This window comes from Oryzobacter terrae (assembly GCF_042756445.1).
GTDB classification, from domain to species: Bacteria; Actinomycetota; Actinomycetes; order Actinomycetales; family Dermatophilaceae; genus Oryzobacter; species Oryzobacter terrae.
Map to the genome: position 1 here is coordinate 2,013,123 of NZ_CP170578.1, position 22,309 is coordinate 2,035,431.

Below are 22,309 nucleotides of genomic sequence, written 5' to 3' on the forward strand. Positions count from 1 at the left end.
GCCTGCCGGGGAGCACCTCGTGGGCTCGCCCCGGCCCTCGTCGGGCGGTCGTGGCAGGATCGACGCCGTGACGAGCCCCCTCGACTGGATCCGTGAGGCCGCCGCCACCCGTGCGGAGGCCGGCCTCACCCGACGGCTCGCCACGACGAAGTCGGGTGACGGCCTCGACCTCGCGGGTAACGACTACCTCGGCCTGCGCACCCACCCGGCGGTCGTCGCCGGCGCGGTCGCCGCGGCCGAGACCTACGGCACGGGCGCCGGGGCCTCGCGCCTCGTGACCGGCACCCTCGACGTCCACGACGAGCTCGAGGCCGCGCTCGTCGCGCTCACGAGCGCCCCGGCGGCCCTCGTCCTCTCCAGCGGCTACGCGGCCAACCTCGCGGCGCTGAGCACCCTCGCCGACGCCGGCACCCTCGTCGTCAGCGACGAGCACGCCCACGCCAGCCTCATCGACGGGTGCCGCCTGTCCCGCGCCGCGGTCTCGGTGGCACGGCACAACGACCTCGAGCACTACGCCGAGCTCCTGAGCCGGCGCGACGTCCCCCGCGCCGTCGTCGTCGCCGAGTCGATCTACTCGGTCCTCGGCGACGCCGCCCCGGTCGAGGACCTCATCGCCCTCACGGCCGAGGTGGGCGCGATCCTCGTCATCGACGAGGCCCACGCCCTGGGTGTCGTCGGGCCGCGCGGTGGCGGACTCGTCGCCGCCGCCGCCCCGGCGCTGCCCGAGCACGTCGTCGTCACGGGCACGCTGTCGAAGTCCTTTGCGGCACAGGGCGGTACGGTGCTCGCCTCGCCCGTCGTCCGCGAGCACCTCGTCAACACGGCGCGTCCGTTCATCTACGACACCGGTCTCGCGCCCGCGTCGGCCGGGGCCGCGCTCGCAGCGATCCAGGTCCTGCGCGAGCACCCCGAGCTCACCGCCCGGCTCCACGCGAACGCCGCCCGGCTGGCCGCCGCGTGCGGGGTCGCGGTCCCGGCGGGGGCGGTCATGTCCGTCCCGATGGCCGGTCCCTTCGAGGCCGTCGAGGCCGTCGAGACGGCGCGTCAGCACGGCATCCGGATCGGCTGCTTCCGCCCGCCGTCGACGCCCGACGGCTCGTCGCGGCTGCGCCTCACCGCCCACGCCGACCACACCGACGACGACCTCGACCGCGCGTGCGACGTCCTCGACCTCGTCGCCGGTCGGCGCGAGCCCGGGTCCGCCACCCCCGAGCTCGTCGGCTGATGGCCGACCCGCGCTCCCTCACCTCCGTCGTCCTCGTCACCGGCACGGGGACCGAGGTCGGCAAGACCGTCGTCACGGCCGCACTGGCCGCGGTCGTCCGCGAGCGGGGGAGCAGCGTCGCGGTCGTCAAGCCCGCCCAGACCGGCCTCGCCGACGGGGAGCCCGGGGACGTCGACGAGGTGCGTCGGCTCGTCGGCGACGACGTCGCCACCCACGAGCTCGTCCGGCTGCGCGACCCGCTGTCGCCCGAGGCCGCCGCGCGCCGTGCGGGGGTGACGCTGCCGCCCATCGCGTCGCACGCCAAGCGGGTCGGCGAGATCGCCGCCGCGTCGGAGGTGGTGTTCGTCGAGGGCGCGGGCGGGCTCCTCGTCCGCCTCGACTCGCGTGGTGGCACCCTCGCCGACCTCGGGACCGGGCTGCGCTACAAGGGCATCGGCTGCGGCGTCGTCCTCGTGGCGAGCGCCGGCCTGGGGACGCTGAACACCGCCGCGCTGACGGCCGAGGCGCTGGCCGCCCGGTCCCTGCCACTCCTCGGCGTCGTCATCGGGGCGTGGCCCGACGAGCCCGGCGTCGCCGAGGAGAGCAACCTGGTCGACCTGCCGTCCGTCACGGGCGCGCCGCTGTGGGGCCGCGTCCCCGCCGGCGCCGGCGCCCTGTCGCGGGCCGACTTCCTCGCGGGGGTCCCGACGTGGTTCGGGATCGAGTGATGGCCACCGGGTCCGAGCGGCCGTACCGGGTCACCGTCGTGTGCTGGGGCAACATCTGCCGATCCCCGATGGGCGAGTACCTGCTGCGCGAGGCCTTCGAGGACGCAGGGCTGGGAGACCGGGTCGTCGTCGACTCCGCGGGCACCTCCGACGAGGAGACGGGCAACGGGATGCACCCCCGCACCGCCGCCGTCCTGCGCCGCAACGGACACACCGACACCGGGTGGTCCTCGCACCGGGCTCGCCGGTTCGAGCCGAGCTGGTTCGAGGAGGCCGACCTCGTCCTCCCGGTCGACCACGTCCACGTCGACCGGCTGCTGTCGATGGCGTCCGGTCCCTCCGACCGCGCGAAGGTGCGCCTGTTCCGCTCCTTCGACCCCGACGCCGTGGCGGCCGGCGAGCTGGGCATGGACGACCCCTGGTATGGGACCGACCCCGCCTACGACCAGACCTACGCCGAGGTCACCGCCGCCGTCCCCGGCATCGTCGACCACGTCCGCGCCGCGCTCGACGGCCGCGACCGCGCCTGACCGGACCGTGGAACGGGGCCACCCGGGGCTCTGGGAGGATGGGGCCATGGCCTCCGACGCGACCAGCCTCGCCGCCTCGACCCGTCTCGCCGACGCCGAGCCGCCCATCGCCCTCGGGGCGCTCGACGGGCGCTACCGCGGCGCGGTCGCCGACCTCGTCGACCACCTCAGCGAGCCGGCGCTCAACCGCGCCCGGGTCCACGTCGAGGTCGAGTGGCTCATCCACCTCACCGAGCGCGAGGTCGTCCCGGGCGTCCGTCGCCTCACCCCCGCCGAGCAGGAGGCCCTGCGCGACGTCGTGCGCACCTTCGGCGCCGCCGAGATCGAGGAGATGGCGGCCACCGAGCGGGTGACGCAGCACGACGTCAAGGCGGTCGAGTACTTCCTCAAGAAGCGCCTCACCGCCATCGCCCCCGGCGACGGCGACCGTGGCCTCGCCGAGCTCATCCACTTCTGCTGCACGAGCGAGGACGTCAACAACCTCTCCTACGCCGTCATGGTCAAGGGCGCGGTCCACGAGGTGTGGCTGCCCCGCGCCGCCGCGCTCGTCGAGAAGCTCGCGACGATGGCGTCCGACCTGCGCGACGTCCCGCTCCTGTCGCACACCCACGGCCAGCCCGCCACGCCGTCGACGATGGGCAAGGAGCTCGCCGTCCTCACCTGGCGGCTCCAGCGCCAGCTCGCCCGCGTCGACGACGCCGAGTTCCTCGGCAAGCTCAACGGCGCCACCGGGACGTACGGCGCCCACGTCGCGGCGGTCCCGGGCGCCGACTGGCAGGCCCTGAGCCGCGAGTTCGTCGAGCACCTCGGGCTGACGTGGAACCCGCTGACGACCCAGATCGAGAGCCACGACTGGCAGTCCGAGCTCTACGCCGACATCGCCCGCTTCAACCGGGTCCTGCACAACATGTGCACCGACGTCTGGACCTACATCTCGATGGGCTACTTCGCCCAGGTGCGCGGGCAGGGCACCGTCGGCAGCTCGACGATGCCGCACAAGGTCAACCCGATCCGCTTCGAGAACGCCGAGGCCAACCTCGAGGTGAGCAACGCCCTCCTCGACGTCCTCGCCGCGACGCTCGTCCAGAGCCGCCTCCAGCGCGACCTCACCGACTCCTCGATGCAGCGCAACATCGGCTCCGCGTTCGGGCACAGCCTCCTCGCGATCGACAACGCCTCGCGCGGGCTCGACGGCCTCGACGCCGTCCCCGCCGCGATGGCCGCCGACCTCGACGCCAACTGGGAGGTGCTCGGCGAGCCGATCCAGTCGGCGATGCGGGCCCTCGGCGCCGCGGGCGTCCCGGGGATGGAGGAGCCCTACGAGCGGCTCAAGGAGCTGACCCGCGGCCGGCGGATCGGCAGCGACGACCTCGTGGCCTTCGTCACGGGCCTGGGCCTCCCGCCGGAGGTCGAGGAGCGCCTCGCCACGATGACGCCTGCCACCTACGTCGGGCTCGCGCCGGAGCTCGTCGACCACCTGCGGTGAGCGCGTCGTTGCCCACGCTCGGTGCGGTCCGGGTCGTCCCGGCCGACCTCCACGACCCGCGCGTGGCCGTGCTGCTCGCGGAGCACCTCGCCGAGATGGAGCCCACCGCTCCCCCCGAGAGCCGCCACGCCCTCACCCTCGACCAGTTCCGGGTGCCGGGCGTGCGGCTGTGGGTGGCCGAGCTCGACGGCGAGCTCGTCGGGTCGGTCGCGCTCAAGGAGGTCGGGTCCGGTCACCTCGAGCTGAAGACGATGAGGGCGTCCGCCTCCGTCCGCGGTCTCGGCCTGGGCCGGGCACTCCTCACCCACGCGCTGGCCGAGGCCCGGGCGTCCGGGGCGCGCCGGGTCAGCCTCGAGACCGGGGTCGTGCCGGCCTTCGACGCCGCGCGGGCGCTCTACGCGAGCGCCGGCTTCTCCCCGTGCGAGCCGTTCGGCTCCTACCACCCCGACCGCCACAGCGTCTTCCTCACCCTCGAGCTCTGAGCGACGGCTCCCTGGTCAGCCGGGCACCGGGGCGCCGGGGCGTCGGTGGTGAGGAACCGGTCGACCACGGCGAGCTCCCCACCGGCGCGTGTGCCCGGGTGGTCGCCCGGGCGACCACCTGGGCACACGCGAGGGGGTGTGGCACCGTGGAGGGATGCCGACGAAGGACCCCGCGCCCGTGACCCGTGAGGACGTCGACGCCCTCGCGCTGTCGCTGCCCGACGTGGTCCGCGAGGGCACCGAGGAGCATCCGTCGTCCGCCGTCCACGGCAAGGGCTTCCTGTTCTGGCGCGAGCCGCGCAAGGACGCGCTCGACCCCGACACCGGCGAGCGGATGGACGACGTCATCGTCATCCTCGTCCCCGGCGCCGAGGACAAGGAGGCACTCCTCCAGACCGGACCGCCGTGGTTCACGACCCCGCACTTCGACGGTCACCAGTCCGTCCTCGTCCGCGAGCGCGACCTCGGCGCCCTCGAGTACGTCGAGCTCGCCGAGGTCGTCACCGACGCATGGGCCGCGAAGGCGCCGACGAGGCTCGTCACGGGGCACCTCGGCTGACCCGGTCGTCGTCAGGAATACCCCATAGGGGTACCCTGTTGGCATGGTCATGGACGCACACGCGACGGCTCCCCCCGGGTACTCCGAGCACAAGGACGACCACCTCAAGCGCCTGCGACGCATCGAGGGCCAGGTCCGCGGCATCGCCCGGATGGTCGACGAGGACGCCTACTGCATCGACGTCCTCACCCAGGTGAGCGCGGTGACCCGCGCCCTCCAGGCCGTGAGCCTGGGCCTGCTCGAGGAGCACATCGCGCACTGCGTCGTCGACGCCGCACGGGAGTCCGACGAGGCCGCGGCCGCGAAGGTCACCGAGGCGAGCGCCGCCATCGCCCGACTGGTGAGGAGCTGACATGACCCAGACCACCGACCGCCCCACCCCCGACGAGGTCCACGAGGTCGACCTCGCCATCACCGGGATGACGTGCGCCTCGTGCTCGGCGCGCATCGAGAACAAGCTCGGCAAGCTCGAGGGCGTCGACGCCGTCGTCAACCTCGCCACCGAGAAGGCGACCGTCCGCTACGCCGACCCCGTGACCGTCGAGGACCTGCTGAGCACCGTGCGCTCCACCGGGTACGGAGCCGAGGTCGCCGGTCGCGGGGGCCCGCCCGCGCACCGGCCGGTCCGCACCCTCTCCCTCACCGCCGTCTCGAGCTCCTCGGCGACGGACGCTCCCCGTACCGGGAGTGACCGATCGCTCGATGGGGGTGCGGGTGACGAGCACGCGGAGCACGGCGACCACACGCAGCCCCGCGAGCACGGCGACCACACGAACCACCTCGACCACGCGGTCGCGCCGGCCGACGCGCTCAAGCGGCGCGCGATGGTCGCCGCCGTCCTCAGCGTGCCGATCCTGCTCCTCGCGATGGTGCCGGGCCTGGACTTCCCGGCGAGCCCGTGGGTCCAGCTCGTCCTCGCGACCCCCGTGGTCCTCTGGGCCGCCTGGCCCTTCCACCGCGCCGCCGCGCTCAACGCGCGCCACGGTGCCTCGACGATGGACACCCTCGTCTCCATCGGCGTCCTCGCCGCCTACCTGTCCTCGGTCGTCGTCGTCCTCCTGGGCCGTGCCGGCACCGGGATGGCGATGGCCGGCGAGGAGAGCAGCCACATCTGGTTCGAGGTCGCGGCCGTCGTCACGACCTTCCTCCTCGTCGGACGCTGGATGGAGGCGCGGGCCACCGACCGCAGCCGCGACGCGCTCCGCGGCCTCATGACGCTGGGCGCCAAGGACGTCGCCGTCGAGCGGGTCGACCCCGCCACCCGGGTGACGACCGAGGTCCGCATCCCCATCGACGACCTCGGCGTCGGCGACCGCTTCCTCGTGCGCCCCGGCGAGAAGGTCGCGACCGACGGCGTCGTCGTCGAGGGCACCAGTGCCGTCGACGCCTCGCTCGTCACCGGGGAGTCGCTGCCCGTCGACGTCGGACCGGGCGACGAGCTCGTCGGGGGCAGCATCAACAGCACCGGCCGCCTCGTCGTCGAGGCGAGCCGGGTCGGGTCCGAGACGACGCTCGCCGGCATCGCCCGGCTCGTCGAGCGTGCCCAGACCACCAAGGCGCCCGTCCAGCGGCTCGCCGACCGCGTCTCGGCGGTCTTCGTCCCCGTCGTCCTCGCCCTGGCCCTGCTGACCTTCGTCGGCTGGTGGGTCGGGACCGGCGACCCCGCCAAGGCCCTCGAGGTCGCGATCGCCGTCCTCGTCATCGCGTGCCCCTGCGCCCTCGGGCTCGCCACTCCCACAGCCCTTCTCGTCGGTACGGGACGCGGTGCGCGGCTCGGCATCCTCATCAAGGGCGCCGACGTCCTCGAGGACACCCGCCGCGTCGACGCCGTCGTCCTCGACAAGACCGGCACGGTGACGACGGGCCGGATGACGCTCGTCGACGTCGCGACGTCGGGGCGCCTCCCCAAGGACCAGGCCCTGCGCGCCGCCGCCGCCGTCGAGTCGGGCAGCGAGCACCCGGTGGCCCGCGCCATCGTCGAGGCCGCGTCGAGCCGGGCCCTGACCCTTCCCCGCGCCACGGAGTTCGCGGCCCTCCCCGGCTCGGGCGCGCGGGCGCAGCTCAAGGACACCGTCGTCACGGTCGGCCGCGCCGACCTCTTCGACGAGGTCCCCCGCGACCTCGCCCGGCCCACCGTCGACGGCACGACCGTCTGGGTCGGCTGGGACGGCGTCGCCCACGCGTCGCTCACCGTCGCCGACACCGTCCGCCGCAGCTCGCAGCGCGCCGTGCGCGACCTCGCCGCCGCGGGGCTCCCGGCGTACCTGCTCACCGGCGACCACGACCAGGCGGCCCTCACCGTCGCGCGCGACGTCGGCATCCCCGTGGGCCGCGTCCTCGCCGACGTCCGCCCGGAGGAGAAGCACGCGATGATCGCCGAGCTCCAGTCGCGCGGACGGGTCGTCGCGATGGTCGGGGACGGCGTCAACGACGCGGCCGCCCTCGCCCAGGCCGACCTCGGGATCGCCATGGGCAGCGGGGCCGACGTCGCCGCCGACTCGGCCGACATCGTCCTCCTGCGAGCCGAGCTGCCCGCCGTCGTCGACGCGATCATGCTCTCGCGTGCGACCCTGCGCACGATCAAGCAGAACCTCTTCTGGGCCTTCGGCTACAACGTCGCCGCGATCCCGCTCGCGATGGCCGGCCTGCTCAACCCGATGATCGCGGGGGCGGCGATGGCGATGTCGAGCGTGCTCGTCGTCGGCAACAGCCTCCGGCTGCGCGGCTGGACCCGCACGGGCTGAGCCGGACCGGGCGCAGCGCCCCGCACCCGCACGCACGAGGACCCCGGCCGTGGCCGGGGTCCTCGTGCGTGGCGCGCCGCTGCGGCGCGGGGCGGAGGTGCCTCAGATGACGACCTCGCCCGCGGGCGTCTCGAAGGTCACGGCCATGAGGCCGGGCGTGCCGTGGGGCGAGACGAAGGTGAAGTCGATGACCGACGAGGTGTAGTCGGCGGGCAGGCCCAGCCAGTCGCGGACCCGGTCGGGGTCGCCGGCGATCTGGAGGGAGTCGATGGTCACCTCGGTGTTCGCGTCACCGGAGGGGTGGGGGACGCCGTCCTCCCACTGGATGAAGAACGGCAGCTGCGGGTCGGCCTGCAGGCCCCTGACCCCGAGCTGCTTCCAGCGCAGCTCGACCCCGTCGGGACGGTGCCGGTTGCCGACGACCGCCTCGCGGCCGAGGCGCTTCTCCTGCTCGCCGATGTCGTCGACCTGGACGACCCAGCCGAGCCAACCGCCGCCGGCCTCGGACCGCGCCCGGACGACCTGGCCGAAGGGCGCCTTGTCGCTGGCCGGGTGGTCGAGCACCTCGACGACCTCGACGTACCGCTCGTGAGCCAGCGGAAGGATGATGTTCCGCGTCCCGAAGCGCGGGTGGACTCCCCCGTCGACCGGCTCGACGCCGATGCGCTCCGCGAGACGCCGCGCAGTGGCCTTGAGGCCGTCGCGCTCTGCCGCATAGACGACGTGGTCAACTCGCATGCCGTTCATGGTCGCATATCCGACAGGGTGCTCCGGACACGGCCCCCGGGGGTCACGACGAGCGCTGGCGGACGGCCTCGTAGACGACGACGGCGGCCGCCGTGGCGGCGTTGAGCGAGTTCACGGTGCCCGCCATGGGGATGCGCACCCGGGCGTCCGCGGCGCGCAGGGCCCGGTCGGTGAGCCCTTCCTTCTCGGTCCCGACGACGATGGCGACCGCCCCGGCGTAGCCCACGGCGGTGTGGAGGTCGTCGGTGTCGGGCGTCGTCGCGACGAGCCGGATCCCCCGGTCGCGCAGCCAGGTGAGGACGTCCTCGAGGGGGGCGGAGGCGACGGGGACGGAGAAGACGGTGCCCTTGCTCGACCGCACGACGTTGGGGTTGCCCCAGTCGGTGACCGGGTCGGCGGCCACGACGGCGGCGACGCCCGCGGCGTCGGCGGTGCGCAGCATCGCCCCGAGGTTCCCCGGCTTCTCGATGCCCTCGCAGACGAGGACGAGCGGGTCCGGCGGCAGGACGAGGTCGGCGAGCGCGACGCCGGCGACGGGCACGACCGCGAGGAAGCCGTCAGGGCCCTCGCGGTAGGCGACCTTCTCGAACGCCGAGCGGCTCAGCCGCAGCGTGCTCGCGCCGAGGTCACGCGCCCGGGCGACGAGCGCCGACTGGTGCTCGGGGTCGAGCATGAGCTCGGGGCAGTGGAGCACGGTCTCGGGGACGACCCCGGCGTCGAGGGCGAGGCCCAGCTCCTCGTAGCCCTCGACGACGGTGCGGCCCTCGTCCTCGCGGACCCGGCGGCGACGCAGCGCGAGGACGGACTTCAGGCGCGGGTTCGACGCGGACGTCACGTGGAGCTCAGCCATGGCGTCCCCAGCATCCCACGCGGCCGGTGGGTGCGGTAGAAATGCCGGATGACCAGCGCCGACGTGCCCACCCGGGAGCGGTCCCGAGGACGTCGGCTCGTGCGCGCCGCGGTGTTCGCCGTCGTCGTCGCCGTCGTGCTGTTCGGCGTCGGCTACCTCGTGCGCAGCAGGTGGGGGCCGCTGCAGAGCCTCGACGACGCGCTCATCGACGGCGCCACGGCGTTCACGCGCGAGCGGCCGGCGTTCCGCGAGGGCCTCATCGTCTGGCAGGAGCTGACCCAGCCGATCAACCTCTACGTCGTCGGCGCCCTCGTGTGCCTGTGGGCCTGGCTGCGCGCCGGCCTGCGCACCCGGGCGTGGTGGTGCTTCGCGACGATGATGGCCGCCTGGAACCTCGGCCTCGTCGCCAAGCTCGTCGTGCAGCGCTCCCGCCCGGTCGTCGAGGACCCGGTCTCGGAGGCGCCCGGCTTCTCCTTCCCGTCGGGCCACGCCCTCAACGCGGCCGCGTGGGCGACGCTCGTCGTCATCCTCGTGTGGCCGCTCCTGCGGCCGGGGCTGGGCCGGGTGGTCGTCGCCGTGGCCGGCCTCTTCACCCTCGTGACCGCCCTCGACCGGGTCTTCCTCGGCGTGCACTTCCCGAGCGACGTCACGGTGGGGGTGCTCACGGGGGTGGGCCTGGCCGTCGCCTCCTACGCGGGATACTCCGGCTGGAACCCTCCTGATCCCGGCGAGATGCACGACCCGGACGCCGACTCCGACCCCCGATCCCCCGCCGCAACCACCTCGATGGAGCGCTGATGTCCGACTTCCTCACCCGCTGGGACGACGAGACCCGTCCCACCGTCGCCGACGCCCTCAAGCAGCTGGCCGTGCGGGCGCTGCTGCCCGGCGTCGTCCTCTTCGGCGTGATCGTCGGGATCGGGTTCATCCTCACCGGCCCGCTGTGGCAGCTGGCCGACCGTGAGAACGAGATCAACCGGACCCTCCAGGACGGGCGCACCCCGGCGGGCGAGTCGATCACGTCGTTCATGTCGATGATCGGCAACACCGAGTACGTCATCGGGGTCTGCGTCATCGCCGTCGCGGTCATCTGGTGGCGCACGAGGACGTGGTGGTACGCGGTCATCCCGGGCATCGCGATCTCGCTGCAGGCGACGATCTTCGTCACCGCCGCCCACGTCGTCGGCCGCGACCGCCCCAACGTCGAGCGGCTCGACCCGACCCCGCCGACGTCGAGCTTCCCCAGTGGTCACGTCGGCGCCTCGACGGCGCTCTACGTCGCGTTCGTCCTCATGGCGACGCGGATCGAGAACCCGTGGGTGCGACGCCTCGTCATCACCCTCTGCGTCATCGCGCCGCTGTCCGTCGCTTACGCCCGCCTGTACCGGGGCGCCCACCACGTGAGCGACATCCTCGTCGGCATCCTCAACGGCGTCGTGTGCGCGGTGCTCGCCTGGCTGTACCTGCGCCGCGACCCGTCGTCGGCGTCGGGGCGGGTCTCCAGGGCCCGCGCGAAGGTCGGCGCCTGACCGGCAGGCCGTAGGCTCCGGACCATGGCCGAGGAAGAGCGCACCACCTACGTCCTCGTCGACGGCGAGAACATCGACGCCACGCTCGGCGGCGCCATCCTCGGGCGGCGCCCGCGCCCCGAGGAGCGGCCGCGGTGGGAGCGCCTCCTCCAGTTCGCCGAGGAGCGGTGGGGCCAGCCCGCGAGCGGCCTGTTCTTCCTCGCGGCGAACAACGACCTGCCGATGACGTTCGTCCAGGCGCTGCTCGCCATGGACTACCGGCCCGTGCCCCTGTCGGGGGCGGCCGGCGAGAAGGTCGTCGACATCGCGATCCAGCGCACGCTCGTCGAGCTGCGCCACCGCGACGCCGACGTCCTCCTCGTGAGCAACGACGGCGACTTCGTCGAGCAGGTCGGCGACGTCCTCGACGGTCGCCGGGTCGGCGTCGTCGGCTTCGGCGAGTTCCGCAACAGCGCCTTCGCCCCGATGGTCGAGCAGGGCCTGGAGGTCTTCGACCTCGAGTACGACGTCCGCGCCTTCAACGAGCGCCTGCCGCGGGTCCGGATCATCCCCATCGCCGAGTTCGACCCCGCGCAGTTCCTCTAGGCGGGCCCCTCGGCGGACCCGCCGAGGGTGCGCGGCGTCGGAGGGACTCGGCACCATGGGGGGCAGCACCACCGGCCGGCCGCGCGCGCGGGCCGACGACCCGAGGAGGCCACCCGTGCCCGGACACCGCATCTTCGCGACCCCCTTCGCGAGCATCTACCCGCACTACGTCGCCAAGGCCGAGCGCAAGGGCCACACCAAGGGCGAGGTCGACGAGGTCATCTCCTGGCTCACCGGGTACGACGACGTGGGCCTCGAGCGCGTCCTCGCCGAGCAGGTCGACCTCGAGACCTTCTTCGCGCAGGCCCCCGCGATGAACCCCAACGCGTCCCTCATCACCGGGAGGATCTGCGGGATCCGCGTCGAGGAGATCGACGACCCGTTGATGCAGCGGATCCGGTACCTGGACAAGCTCGTCGACGAGGTGGCCGGCGGCAAGAGGATGAGCTCGATCCTGCGCGGCAGCGCGGCGGTCGGCTGAGGACCGGTCGCACGGTGGCCGACGCCGACGACGTGCGCCGCCTGGCGCTCGCCCTGCCCCACGCGGTCGAGAACCCGAGCTCGGGCTTCGACTTCCGCGTCGCCGACCACGGCTTCGTCTGGTCGTACCCGGAGCGCCGCCCGGGCCACCCCCGCCGCATCCGCACCGACGTCGCCGTGCTCTTCGTCGGTGACGAGGAGGAGCGTCAGGCACTCCTCCTCGGCGAGCCCGGCCTCTTCTTCACCGCCCCCGGCTACGAGAACGCGCCGCTCGTCCTGCTGCGCCTCGACGAGGTCGACGTCGAGCGCCTGCGCGAGCTCGTCACCGACGCGTGGCGGATGCGCGCGCCCGACGGCCTCCTCGACGGGGAGACGGCCGCCGGGCACGTCTGACCCTGGGCGCGGACGCTCAGTCGTCGAAGACGTTCCAGCAGAGGGCGTTTCGCGCGCGCTGGTCGTCGAGGACGAGCTCGCGCACCTCGTCGGGGATCCGCTCCCGCTGCCACTCGCGCTCCGCGGCCGAGGCGCGCGCGGCGTCCTCGACGGGGACGGAGGCACCGACCGCCCTGATGGCGTAGGCGGCCGCCCCGAGGTCGTGGGCGGCGACGTGGGCCACCGCGACCGCCTGACCGGCGGCGAGGGCGGCGAACTTCACCGGGTCGGGCATCCCGCGACCGGCGGCGTTCGCGACGAAGGCCGTCCGGTGCGCGACCGCCATCGGCACCTCGCCGCGGATCCAGGCCCGGCCGACCTCGATGGCGTCGCGGGGCCGGGAGTCGTCGGGCACGCGGTCCTCGAAGAGCGGCAGGACGTGCTCGGCGCAGCCGAGGGCCCACTCGGCGAGCAGGTGGTGGTGGGCGTCGGTGAGCGTCCCGCCCCGGCGGAGCGTGACCAGGCGGGGGTCGCGGTCGGTCGGCAGGATCGGCACGACCCCTTCCTACCAGCCGGCGCCCTCGGGCTCCGGCCACGGCGGGCCGGCCGCTCGATCCGGCTCAGACGCGGGCGTACCGGGCGCGCGCGAACGAGTAGACGCCGTACGCGGCGATGCCGAGGGCGACGACGGTGAGGAGGACCGGGCCGAAGGGCTGGTCCTTGAGCGTCTTCAGGGCGCCGTCGAGTCCCTGGGCCTTGTCGGGGTCGGCCTGCACCGCCGCGACGAGGAAGAAGAAGCCGACGACGACGAGGGCGACGCCCTTGGCGACGTAGCCGACGCGACCCGCGTGGACGGCCCAGTCACCGGGGTGCTCGCGCAGGTCCTCGAGGAACTTCTTCTTCCACCCCTTGACGACGTGGTACCCGGCGATGCCGAGGACGACGAGGCCGAGGACGCCGACGAGCAGGCGGCCGAAGGGGCTGCCCATGAGGCCGGCGGTGAAGTCCTCGGTCTGCTGCTCGCTAGACCCGCTGGAGCCCTGCGTCACCCGGAAGGTCGTCCACGCGAAGAAGAGGTACATGACCCCCTTCGCGCCGGCCTTGACGCGGTCGGAGGTCTCGCCGTGCGCCACCGCGGCCTCGGTGAGCTGCCAGACGGCGAGGAGGAGGAAGCCGGCGACCGAGATCCACAGCAGGAGCGGGCCGGTGCCCGACGACGCGATCGTCGACAGGGCGCCGGAGGTGTCGGCCTTCTTCGAGCCGCCGCCGATGCCCCAGGCCACCTTGATGCCGATCCACGCGATGACGAGGTGGAGCAGCCCGACGACGACGTAGCCGAGGCGGGCGCCCCACTCGACGAGCGGGCTGTTGCCGGCCTGGTGCGCGGCGGAGGTGACGGAGCTGTTCATGGCGCTCACCCTGCCACCTGTGACGTGGCCGCACCGTCAACGGCGCAGGGTCGATGTCGGCCGCGCCCTCAGGGAAGCGTCAGGAGCACCGCGAGGAGGCCGTCGTCGTCGACGTGGCCGGTGACCTCGTCGGCCGCGGCCTTGACCTCGTCGGGGGCGTTGCCCATCGCGACCCCGCGAGCCGCCCACCGGAGCATCTCGAGGTCGTTGCGCTGGTCGCCGACCGCGACGGTGTGCATCGGCTCGACCCCGAGCCGGCGCCGGACGCCCTCGAGGGCCGCGGCCTTCGACACGCCCTCGGGGTTGATGTCGAGCCAGGCGCTCCAGCCGACCGCGTACTCGACGCCGTGGAGCCCGATCTGCTCGGTGCGCTCCATGAACTCCTCGCTCGTGCTCTCGGGGTCGCGGATCGTCAGGCGGGTGACGGGCGTGGCCATCAGCTCCTCGAACGACACGACCCGTGGGGTGCCGTCGAGCTCGCCGTCGGGGAAGGGTGCCGAGACCTTGAAGCCGACCCCCAGCTCCTCGACGGCGATGAGCGCCGAGGGGAACTCCTCGCGCAGCACCAGCAGCGCCGGGCCCGGGTCGAAGGTCACGGCCTCGATGACCTCGTAGCCCTCGTCGAGAGCAGGGTCGAGGCGCAGGGTGACGGCGCCGTTCGCGCACACGGCGAACCCCGTCGTCAGTCCGAGCCGGTCGAGCACGGGGAGGGTGCCGATGATGGCGCGCCCCGTGGCGATGGTGACGTGGTGACCGGCGTCGGCCACGCGGCGGACGGCCTCGCGCACCGGCTCGGAGAGGGCGCCCTCGTGGTTGACGGTCGTCCCGTCGATGTCGAGGCAGACCAGGTGTGGAGGTGTCATCACCGCTGACGCTACCGGCGGGTGGTGACGCGGAGGTGAACGGTCCGGGCGGGGCTGTCGGCGGGGGTGGGTAGCGTCGCGCCATGAGCGAGCAGCAGCCCCTGGTCCTCGACGCCGCCGACCCCACCCACGCCGACGTCCTGCAGCGCCTGGCGGGTGACGTCATCGCGTGGTTCACCACGGTCCGTGCCGACGGCACGCCGCACGCCGTCCCGGTCTGGTTCCTCTGGCACGACGGCCGCGCCCTCGTCATGAGCGAACCCGACACGGCCAAGGTGGCCCACGTGCGCCGCGGCTCCCCGTGCTGCTGCACCTGCACACCCGCGCCGACGGCGACGGCGTCGTCATCCTCTCGGGCTCGGGGGAGGTCAGCGAGCGGCCGGCGACCGCGTGGCTGCCCGAGATCGGCGAGGCGTACGCGGCCAAGTACGCGGCGGCGATGGAGGCCTACGGGATGGGCCTGGAGGCGATCGCCGAGAAGTTCCACGTCGTCATCGAGGTCGTGCCGACCCGGCTGCAGGCGTGGTGACCTCGCGCCCGTGACACCACCGGGTCAGCCGCGGGCCCGGCCGAGCTTCCAGTAGCCGCAGAAGTAGACCCTCCGGCGGTCCACCCCGTGCCGGACCAGGGCCCGGCGGGCCCCGGCCGCGAGGTCGGTCTCGCCGCACGCCCACGCGTAGACGACGGGGGCGCCGCCCCGGGCGAGGTGGGTGTCGAGCGCCGGCACGACCGCGCTGCCGGGCACCCCGCGGCGGACGTGCACCGTCGCCGCGCCGAGGTCGTAACCGCCCAGCACCGCGGGGTCGGCGACCTCGACGTGCACCTCGACGCCGCGGGCGGTCGCGGCAGCTGGGCCACCGAGGGCCTCGAGGATCGCCGCCACCGAGGGGACGGCGGTCTCGTCGGCGACGAGGACCTGCCGTCCGGGGAGGTCGAGCCCGCGGTACAGGGCCCCGCTCGCGCGGAACCCCGCGCGGTCGCCGACCGACGCGCGCACCGTCCACGCCGAACCGGGCCCGGAGTCGCCGTGGGTGACGATGTCGACGTCGATCCGGCCGGCGAGGGCGTCGTGCGCGCGGATCGTGTACCAGCGCAGGTCGGGGCGGACGTCCTCGGCGATGTCCGCGATGGCGGCCCGGACGTTGAGCGGCTCGGGGTCGGGCATGACGAGCGCGCCGCCCGGGCGGGGCAGGACGAGGCCGAAGTACTCGTCGGGTCCGCAGCACTCGAAACCGGTGAGCCCGGGTGCCTCGAAGGTGACCCGGCGCATCCCGGCGCCGAGGTCCTCGACGCCGACGACCGTCATCTCGAACTGGGGCTGGTCGTCGCGCAGGACCGGCGACGCCGTCGTGAGGCGCGACTGGAGCCGCGCCGCCTTGAGGTAGACCTTCTCGGCGACCTTCACTGCTGCCTCCTGCGGGGGATGACGACCGGGGTCCCGGTCTCGGGGTCGGTGATGACGCTGGCCGCGACCCCGAAGACGGCCTCGATGACCTCGGGGGTGACGACCTCGGCCGGGCTGCCCTCGGCGACGATCCGTCCGTCGCGCATCGCGACGAGGTGGTCGGCGTAGCGCGCCGCCATCGCGAGGTCGTGCAGGACCATGACGACGGTCGTGCCGGACTCGTCGCACAGGCCTCGGACGAGGTCGAGGACGTCGAGTTGGTGGGCGATGTCGAGGAAGGACGTCGGCTCGTCGAGGAGGAGCACCGGAGTGGCCTGGGCGAGCACCATGGCGAGCCAGACGCGTTGCCGCTGACCGCCGCTCAGGCTGTCGACGGGCACCGAGGCGAGGTGGACGAGGTCGGTGCGCTCGAGGGCGGCGGCCACGGCCTCCTCGTCGGCCCGGCCCCACGTGCGGAACAGCCCGTGGTGCGGGTGACGGCCGCGCTCGACGAGCTCGAGGACGCTGACCCCCTCGGGGACGACCGGCTGCTGGGGCAGCAGGCCGAGCCGACGGGCGACCTCACGGGTCGGCAGCGCGCCGATCTCGTCGCCGTCGAGGAGGACCGAGCCGCCCCGGGGCCTGAGGAGCCGGCCGAGCCCGCGCAGCAGGGTCGACTTGCCGCAGCCGTTGGGTCCGACGACGACGGTGGTGCGGCCCGTCGGCACCGCCAGGCTCACCCCGTCGACGACGACCCGGCTGTCGTAGGCCAGCCGGACGTCCACGGCGCGCAGCCGGGACCCGTCGTGGGCCTCGGCCGCGTGGTGGGGCACCGCGGTCGGTGCGGGTGCCGGTGCGGGCGACTCGGTCACGGTCATCGGCCCTCCTTCGTCGAGGTGCGGGAGCGGAGCATCCAGAGCAGGACGGGGGCACCGAGGGCGCCGGTGACGACGCCGACGGGGAGGGCGGTACCGGGGATGCCGTAGGCCGCGAGGTGGTCGGCACCGAGGACGACGACGGCGCCGACGAGCGCGGCCACCCCGACGCCCGGGCGCCCGGGCACGAGGCGCCGGGCGATCGGACCGCTGAGGAAGCCGACGAAGGCCACCGGGCCGACGACGGCGGTCGCGGCCGCCACGAGGGCCACGACGAGGACGGTGACGGCGACCCGCAGCCGGCCGACGCGCACCCCGAGGCCCTCGGCGAGGTCGTCGCCCAGTCCGAGGACGGGCAGGCGCCCGGCGAGCGCGAGGAGCACCGGGAGCAAGAGGGCGTCGAGGACGAGCAGCCGCGCGATGTCGGGCCAGGTCACGGTGTTGAGGCTGCCGCTGAGCCAGATGAGCGCGTCCTGCGCCTGGTAGGTGCTGGCGCGCACGAGGACCCAGTGGACGACGGCCGACAGGCCCGCCGCGAGCGCGACCCCCACGAGCACCATCCGGCCGGTCGCCCCGCCACGGGCTCCGGCCTGGCTGAGGATGAGCCCGGCGGCGAGGACCGCGCCGGAGAGGGCCGCGAGCGTGACCGGCGTGCCGCGCACCCCGACGAGGACGACCGCGACGACGGCGCCGGCGCTGGCGCCGAGCGTGATCCCGAGGACGTCGGGGCTCGCGAGCGGGTTGCGCAGCATCACCTGGAAGGCCCCGCCCGCCGCACCGAACGCCGCACCGGCCAGCACCGCGATGAGGGCGCGCGGGAGGGTCGACTCCATGAGGACGAAGGACGCGCCCGGGATGCTCTCGCCGCCGATGATCCGGATCGCGTCGGGGAAGCTGACCCGGTAGTCGCCGAGGAGGGCCCGCACGACGACGAGCCCGACGAGGAGCACGAGGAGCACGCCGACGACGGTGACCCGGCGGCGCCGGGGGCCGCGGCGGGCCCGGGCGAGGACGGCGGTCGTCGTCATCACAGCCCCCTGACCCGGCGGATGACCACGACGAGGACGGGCGCCCCGAGGACGGCGCAGACGATGCCGGCCTGCACCTCCGAAGGACGCGAGACGAGGCGCCCGACGACGTCGGCGAGGACGACGAACGCGGGACCGAGGATCGCGGACAGGGCGAGCAGCCTCCGGTGGTCGACCCCGACGAGCACGCGCACGGCGTGCGGGACGACGAGACCGACGAAGGCGATCGGGCCGGCGAGCGCGGTCGCCGAGGCGGCGAGGAGGACGGCACCGCCCGCGGCGAGCCCGCGGTGGAGGGCGACGTTCTGCCCCAGGCCCCGCGCCAGGTCGTCCCCGAGGGCGACGGCGTTCAGCGTGGGCCCGGCCGTGAGGGCGAGGAGGAGGCCGAGGCCGAGGAACGGCAGGACGTCGAGGACCTGCCCGGCGTCACGACCGGCCACCGAGCCCACCTGCCAGAGGCGGAAGCTGTCGAGGGCGCCACGGTCGGTGACGAGGACGGCGCCGATGAGGCTCTGCGCCAGCGCCATGACGGCCGCGCCGGCGAGGGCCATCGACACCGGGGCGCTGGCCCGCGGCGCCATCATCGTCAGCGACTGGACGAGGACCGCGACGGCGAGGGTCCCGACGATGGCGGCGACGACGTAGCCGGTCACGGTGGAGATCCCGAGGAAGCGGATCCCGAGGACGACGGCGAGCGCCGCCCCGGAGTTGAGCCCGAGGATGCCCGGCTCGGCGATGGGGTTGCGGGTCAGGCCCTGGAGGACGACGCCGCTGAGCGCGACCGCGGCCCCGACGACGAGCGCGATGACGGTGCGGTCGACCCGCGAGGCGAGGATCGCGGTGGTCTGGGCGTCGGTGTCCCGCCCGAGCACGGCGTCGAGGACCGCGCCCGGAGCGAGGTCCTGGACGCCGAGGAGGAGCGAGGCCGCCACCGCGAGGCCCGCCACGACGAGGGAGCCGGCGAGCGCCAACGCCATCGGGAGCCGCGCCGACCCGGGCCGCGCCGACCCGGCCCGCGCCCCGGTGGAGGCGGCGGGCCGGGTGGCGGTCGGCGTCGCGGTGCTCACGAGGCCGGCGTGCCGTTCAGCGCCGAGACGACCTTCGGGAGGAACTCCTCGACGGCGGTCTGCACCGACAGCGGGCTCGGCAGCGACATCGACAGGGCGACGGCGTTGTCGGCGCTCGCGACGTACTGCTTCTTCTGCAGCGCCGGGATCTGGCCGAGCAGGGCGTTGCCCGTGATGGCGTCGGCGCCGGCGCCCTCCTCGGCGTAGAACACGATGAGGTCGGCGTCGAGGGTCGATGCCTTCTCGGCGGAGAGGTTGACCGAGAACGCCGTCGGATCGGCCGTGCTCAGCTCGACGACGGTCGGGGAGTCGACGAAGCCGAACTCGCGCAGCATCTGCGGGCGCAGGTCGGAGGTCGTGTAGAGGCCGACCGTCGAGAGGTCGGTGGGGGTGAACCAGGCCCACGCGGCCTTCTTGCCCCGGATCTCCGGGTGCGCAGCCGTGGCGGCGGCGATCCTGCCCTCGGTGTCGGCGACGAGCTCGGCCGCCTCGGCCTTCCTGCCGAGCGCGGTGCCGATGGTCTCGACCTGCTCCTGCCACGGGGTGCCCCACGGCGCGGTCGTGTAGGCGACGACCGGCGCGATCGTCGAGAGCTTGTCGTAGTCCTCCTTCGACACCCCCGAGCTGAGGCCGAGGATGAGGTCGGGCTTCGTCGCGGCGATGTCGGTGAAGGGGATGCCGGCGGAGTCGTCGTAGCGGGTGACGTCGGTGTCCTTGCCGCCGATCGCCGCGAGCTGGGCGTCGAACCAGTCGGTCGAGCCCTTGGCGTTGCCGCCCCAGGTGATCTTCGGGGCGCCGACGGGGGTGACGCCGAGCGCGGTGACGGTGTCGGCGTCGGCCCAGCCGATCGTCGCGACCCGCGCGGGTGCCTTCTCGATCGTCGTCTCGCCGTGGGCGTGGGTGATCGTCACCGGGTAGGCGTCGGCAGCCACCGGGGCGGAGGCGGTTCCGGCCGCCGAGGTACCACCGGCCGGACCCGTCGAGCACGCGGCGAGGGCGAGGAGTGCAGCCGCGGGGGCGGCGGCGAGCACGAGGCGGCGGGACGGCATGCGGGGGACCTCCGGAACGAAGTAAGGGAAGGCTTGGTTAGGTGAGCCTAACCTTACGCACACGGCGACCATCCCGGTCAACCCACCCCGCGTCCGTGGACACCCGAGGGCACCGACACCACCCGTATCCCCCTGTCCCGTACCAGGATCGACCAATAGGTCACGACAGGTACGCGCGGACGCGTACCCAGCGTGACCTATTGGTCGAGTTCCGTACGGTGGAGGGGCGTCCGGTTACTCGGGAGCGGACCAGGCCTGCCGCATCGAGAGCTTCCCGCCGGTCTGGAGCAGCGAGCGACGGTAGAGCCGCTCCGCCACGACGACCACGGCACCCGCGGCGAGCAGGAGCAGCGCGAGGGCCGCGAACGGCTCCCACCACGAGGTCGCACCCTCCAGGACCCGCGTCGGCATGAGGACGGCCGAGAACGGCGGGACGAAGGAGAAGACCGTCTTCACCGTGCCGTCGAGGAACATCGCCCCGAAGAACACCGCGAGCACGACGATCGTCATCGGTCCGGACGTGCTCTGGACCTCCTCGGTCCGCGACGCGAGCGACCCGGCGACCGCCCACAGCGAGGCCAGGGCGACGAAGCCCGCGACGAAGAACACGAGGAACCACGCGATCGGCCCGCTGATGGAGGGCACGAGGCTCGCGTACGGCGTGGCCGCGAGCCCGGCGAGCCCGACCCCGGCGTAGAGCATCATCTGCAGCACCGCGAGCACGCTGTTGCCCATCACCTTGCCGACGAGGAGCTGCCGCACCGGGATCGACGTCGCGATGATCTCGACGATCCGCGACTGCTTCTCCTCGACGACGCTGTTCGCGAGCTGGATGCCGAACAGCAGGGAGGCCATGTAGAACAGGAACGCGAAGGCGAAGGCGACGCCCTGCGCGAGGTTCGCCCGGTCGGCGTCGCCGCGCAGGTACTGCGAGGTGACCTCGCTGCCCGCGAGCAGCCGGTCGGTCGTCGTGCCGACGGCCGCGGCCGCCTCGTCGAGCGAGGCCGTGCGCACCACCTGGCTCGTGACGTCCATGAGGTCGCTCTCCGGGCCGTCGTCCGTCGTGAGGACCCACCCGCCCCCGCCGCGGTGCAGCCAGGCGTCGGCCTCTCCCTCGCTGACGAGCGCCCGTGCGGCGGCGTCGTCGGCGGCGACGGTGACCGTGACCGCCACGTCCTCCTCGAGCTCCGGGGCGTCGTCGGCGACACGGTCGGCCATCGCGCGGTCGGCCGTCGTCGTCGCCACGGTGAACGTCGAGGTCCTCGACTCGTCCCACGCCGACCAGCCCATGAACCCGGCGATGAAGAGCAGCGTGACGAGGGTACCGATGACGAAGGACTTGTCGGTGAGCTTGACGACGATCTCGCGGCGGGCGATGAGCAGCCATGCCGCGCGCGCCCCACCGATCTTCACGTCGGTCGGCGTCGTCGTGGGTCGGTCGGTCGTCGTGGTCATGCCGCCACCTCCCGGTAGATGTCGGCCAGCGCGGGTCGCACCGGCGTGAACTCGCGCACCGGGCCGCGGGCGGCGGCCTCGCGGAGCACGTCCTGCTCGGCGCCCGGTTCGACGACCTCGACGAGGGCCGTGGACCCGTCGACGTCGACGACGTGGATGCCGCGCAGTCCGCGGACCCAGCCGGCGTCGGCGGCCAGGCCGAGGCGGTAGCGGACGGGCCCGCCGGCGCGCAGCTCCTCGACCTCGCCCGACGCCACGACCCGCCCGCGGGCGAGGATGACGAGACGGTCGCAGAGCCGCTCGACGAGGTCGAGCTGGTGGCTGGAGAAGAGCACCGGCACGCCGCGGGCGGTGTGCTCGCGCAGGAGGTCGACCATCGAGTCGACGGCCATCGGGTCGAGCCCGGAGAACGGCTCGTCGAGGATGAGCGCGATGGGGTCGTGGAGCAGCGCGGCGACGACCTGGACACGCTGCTGGTTGCCCAGGCTGAGCTTCTGCACGTGGTCACGCGCACGGTCGGCGAGGCCGAACCGCTCGAGGTGCTCGGTGGCGGTGGCCCGCGCGGCGGTCGACGACATCCCCTTGAGCTGCGCGAGGTAGACGAGCTGGTCGATGACGCGCTGCTTGGGGTACAGGCCGCGCTCCTCGGGCATGTAGCCGAAGCGGCGCTGGTCGGTGGCGGTGATCCTGCTCCCCCGCCAGAGCACCTCACCGCCGTCGACGCCGAGCACGCCCATGACCATGCGCATCGTCGTCGTCTTGCCCGCACCGTTGCCGCCGACGAAACCGGTGAGCAGTCCCGGCCGCACGTCGAAGGTGACCCCGTCGACGGCCGTCGTCTCCCCGAAGCGGCGGGTGAGCCCGTTGATCTCCAACATGCCAC

General features: G+C 73.9%; 26 protein-coding genes and 1 pseudogene. 15 read left to right on the plus strand and 12 right to left on the minus strand.

All coding sequences use genetic code 11. The features are described from left to right. The first annotated feature begins 67 nt into the window (after positions 1-67). The 8 genes from ACFWN3_RS09505 to ACFWN3_RS09540 all read left to right on the plus strand — a co-directional run bounded on the left by ACFWN3_RS09505 (position 68) and on the right by ACFWN3_RS09540 (position 7,733). Positions 68-1,225 (plus strand): 8-amino-7-oxononanoate synthase, encoded by a 1,158-nt coding sequence (locus ACFWN3_RS09505; RefSeq protein WP_377638956.1) that lies wholly within the window; start codon positions 68-70, stop codon positions 1,223-1,225. Beyond that, positions 1,225-1,932, plus strand: coding sequence for a dethiobiotin synthase (gene bioD, locus ACFWN3_RS09510; protein WP_377638958.1), 708 nt, complete (start codon positions 1,225-1,227; stop codon positions 1,930-1,932). Before ACFWN3_RS09505 ends, bioD begins: the two co-directional genes overlap by 1 nt. Beyond that, on the plus strand, positions 1,932-2,462 hold the full coding sequence (locus ACFWN3_RS09515; RefSeq protein ID WP_377638960.1) for a low molecular weight protein-tyrosine-phosphatase: 531 nt from the start codon (positions 1,932-1,934) through the stop codon (positions 2,460-2,462). The genes bioD and ACFWN3_RS09515 overlap by 1 nt, the downstream gene beginning before the upstream one ends. Positions 2,463-2,508: 46 nt before the next feature. Further along, complete coding sequence (gene purB, locus ACFWN3_RS09520; protein WP_377638962.1) at positions 2,509-3,948, plus strand: adenylosuccinate lyase; 1,440 nt, start codon at positions 2,509-2,511, stop codon at positions 3,946-3,948. Further along, entirely contained in the window at positions 3,945-4,430 is a 486-nt protein-coding gene (locus tag ACFWN3_RS09525; RefSeq protein ID WP_377638964.1) for a GNAT family N-acetyltransferase, read from the plus strand. The genes purB and ACFWN3_RS09525 overlap by 4 nt, the downstream gene beginning before the upstream one ends. A gap of 154 nt (positions 4,431-4,584) precedes the next feature. Further along, positions 4,585-4,989 carry a hypothetical protein gene (locus tag ACFWN3_RS09530; RefSeq protein ID WP_377638966.1) on the plus strand — a complete coding sequence of 135 codons (405 nt, stop codon included), beginning with the start codon at positions 4,585-4,587 and terminating at the stop codon, positions 4,987-4,989. A 43-nt stretch (positions 4,990-5,032) separates the two neighbouring features. Continuing rightward, entirely contained in the window at positions 5,033-5,341 is a 309-nt protein-coding gene (locus ACFWN3_RS09535) for a metal-sensitive transcriptional regulator (RefSeq protein WP_377638968.1), read from the plus strand. Between the two features lies 1 nt (position 5,342). After that, complete coding sequence (locus ACFWN3_RS09540; protein WP_377638970.1) at positions 5,343-7,733, plus strand: heavy metal translocating P-type ATPase; 2,391 nt, start codon at positions 5,343-5,345, stop codon at positions 7,731-7,733. A gap of 102 nt (positions 7,734-7,835) precedes the next feature. On the opposite strand, the gene ACFWN3_RS09545 is transcribed toward ACFWN3_RS09540, so the two are convergent. Both ACFWN3_RS09545 and ACFWN3_RS09550 read right to left on the minus strand, forming a co-directional pair. After that, entirely contained in the window at positions 7,836-8,471 is a 636-nt protein-coding gene (locus tag ACFWN3_RS09545) for a VOC family protein (RefSeq protein WP_377638972.1), read from the minus strand. A 52-nt stretch (positions 8,472-8,523) separates the two neighbouring features. After that, a complete protein-coding gene (locus tag ACFWN3_RS09550; RefSeq protein WP_377638974.1) occupies positions 8,524-9,330 on the minus strand; it encodes a TrmH family RNA methyltransferase in 807 nt (268 codons plus the stop codon). Positions 9,331-9,378: 48 nt separating this feature from the next. On the opposite strand from ACFWN3_RS09550, the gene ACFWN3_RS09555 reads away from it, so the two are divergent. The 5 genes from ACFWN3_RS09555 (at position 9,379) to ACFWN3_RS09575 (ending at position 12,317) form a co-directional block, all read left to right on the plus strand. Next, complete coding sequence (locus ACFWN3_RS09555; RefSeq protein ID WP_377638976.1) at positions 9,379-10,128, plus strand: phosphatase PAP2 family protein; 750 nt, start codon at positions 9,379-9,381, stop codon at positions 10,126-10,128. Beyond that, on the plus strand, positions 10,128-10,859 hold the full coding sequence (locus ACFWN3_RS09560) for a phosphatase PAP2 family protein (RefSeq protein WP_377638978.1): 732 nt from the start codon (positions 10,128-10,130) through the stop codon (positions 10,857-10,859). Before ACFWN3_RS09555 ends, ACFWN3_RS09560 begins: the two co-directional genes overlap by 1 nt. A gap of 24 nt (positions 10,860-10,883) precedes the next feature. After that, positions 10,884-11,444: an NYN domain-containing protein gene (locus tag ACFWN3_RS09565; protein WP_377638979.1), complete on the plus strand. Its 561-nt coding sequence runs from the start codon at positions 10,884-10,886 to the stop codon at positions 11,442-11,444. Between the two features lie 115 nt (positions 11,445-11,559). Next, positions 11,560-11,925 carry a DUF2200 domain-containing protein gene (locus tag ACFWN3_RS09570; RefSeq protein WP_377638981.1) on the plus strand — a complete coding sequence of 122 codons (366 nt, stop codon included), beginning with the start codon at positions 11,560-11,562 and terminating at the stop codon, positions 11,923-11,925. A 14-nt stretch (positions 11,926-11,939) separates the two neighbouring features. After that, positions 11,940-12,317, plus strand: a complete 378-nt coding sequence (locus ACFWN3_RS09575; RefSeq protein ID WP_377638983.1) for an MmcQ/YjbR family DNA-binding protein — start codon at positions 11,940-11,942, stop codon at positions 12,315-12,317. A gap of 16 nt (positions 12,318-12,333) precedes the next feature. On the opposite strand, the gene ACFWN3_RS09580 is transcribed toward ACFWN3_RS09575, so the two are convergent. The 3 genes from ACFWN3_RS09580 to ACFWN3_RS09590 form a co-directional block, all read right to left on the minus strand. Continuing rightward, positions 12,334-12,852, minus strand: coding sequence for a putative immunity protein (locus tag ACFWN3_RS09580; protein WP_377638985.1), 519 nt, complete (start codon positions 12,850-12,852; stop codon positions 12,334-12,336). Positions 12,853-12,916: 64 nt separating this feature from the next. Then, positions 12,917-13,705 (minus strand): DUF1206 domain-containing protein, encoded by a 789-nt coding sequence (locus tag ACFWN3_RS09585; RefSeq protein WP_377638987.1) that lies wholly within the window; start codon positions 13,703-13,705, stop codon positions 12,917-12,919. 68 nt (positions 13,706-13,773) lie between these two features. Next, positions 13,774-14,568 carry an HAD family hydrolase gene (locus tag ACFWN3_RS09590; RefSeq protein ID WP_377638989.1) on the minus strand — a complete coding sequence of 265 codons (795 nt, stop codon included), beginning with the start codon at positions 14,566-14,568 and terminating at the stop codon, positions 13,774-13,776. 83 nt (positions 14,569-14,651) lie between these two features. On the opposite strand from ACFWN3_RS09590, the pseudogene ACFWN3_RS09595 reads away from it, so the two are divergent. Both ACFWN3_RS09595 and ACFWN3_RS09600 read left to right on the plus strand, forming a co-directional pair. Beyond that, positions 14,652-14,813 (plus strand): annotated as a pseudogene (locus ACFWN3_RS09595) (pyridoxamine 5'-phosphate oxidase family protein); the annotation flags it as partial. Positions 14,814-14,869: 56 nt separating this feature from the next. Then, a complete protein-coding gene (locus ACFWN3_RS09600; RefSeq protein ID WP_377645660.1) occupies positions 14,870-15,097 on the plus strand; it encodes a hypothetical protein in 228 nt (75 codons plus the stop codon). A 24-nt stretch (positions 15,098-15,121) separates the two neighbouring features. Here the strand turns inward: ACFWN3_RS09600 and ACFWN3_RS09605 are convergent, their stop codons facing one another. From ACFWN3_RS09605 to ACFWN3_RS09635, 7 genes are all read right to left on the minus strand, one after another. Next, positions 15,122-15,973 (minus strand): siderophore-interacting protein, encoded by an 852-nt coding sequence (locus ACFWN3_RS09605; RefSeq protein ID WP_377638991.1) that lies wholly within the window; start codon positions 15,971-15,973, stop codon positions 15,122-15,124. Then, entirely contained in the window at positions 15,970-16,830 is an 861-nt protein-coding gene (locus ACFWN3_RS09610) for an ABC transporter ATP-binding protein (RefSeq protein ID WP_377638993.1), read from the minus strand. The genes ACFWN3_RS09605 and ACFWN3_RS09610 overlap by 4 nt, the downstream gene beginning before the upstream one ends. Next, positions 16,827-17,855, minus strand: coding sequence for a FecCD family ABC transporter permease (locus ACFWN3_RS09615; RefSeq protein ID WP_377638995.1), 1,029 nt, complete (start codon positions 17,853-17,855; stop codon positions 16,827-16,829). Before ACFWN3_RS09615 ends, ACFWN3_RS09610 begins: the two co-directional genes overlap by 4 nt. After that, complete coding sequence (locus ACFWN3_RS09620) at positions 17,855-18,922, minus strand: FecCD family ABC transporter permease (RefSeq protein WP_377638996.1); 1,068 nt, start codon at positions 18,920-18,922, stop codon at positions 17,855-17,857. Before ACFWN3_RS09620 ends, ACFWN3_RS09615 begins: the two co-directional genes overlap by 1 nt. Next, positions 18,919-19,971 carry an iron-siderophore ABC transporter substrate-binding protein gene (locus ACFWN3_RS09625; protein ID WP_377638998.1) on the minus strand — a complete coding sequence of 351 codons (1,053 nt, stop codon included), beginning with the start codon at positions 19,969-19,971 and terminating at the stop codon, positions 18,919-18,921. The genes ACFWN3_RS09620 and ACFWN3_RS09625 overlap by 4 nt, the downstream gene beginning before the upstream one ends. Positions 19,972-20,205: 234 nt before the next feature. Next, positions 20,206-21,426: an ABC transporter permease gene (locus ACFWN3_RS09630; protein WP_377638999.1), complete on the minus strand. Its 1,221-nt coding sequence runs from the start codon at positions 21,424-21,426 to the stop codon at positions 20,206-20,208. Then, positions 21,423-22,304, minus strand: a complete 882-nt coding sequence (locus ACFWN3_RS09635; protein ID WP_377639001.1) for an ABC transporter ATP-binding protein — start codon at positions 22,302-22,304, stop codon at positions 21,423-21,425. Before ACFWN3_RS09635 ends, ACFWN3_RS09630 begins: the two co-directional genes overlap by 4 nt. Positions 22,305-22,309: the final 5 nt, after the last annotated feature.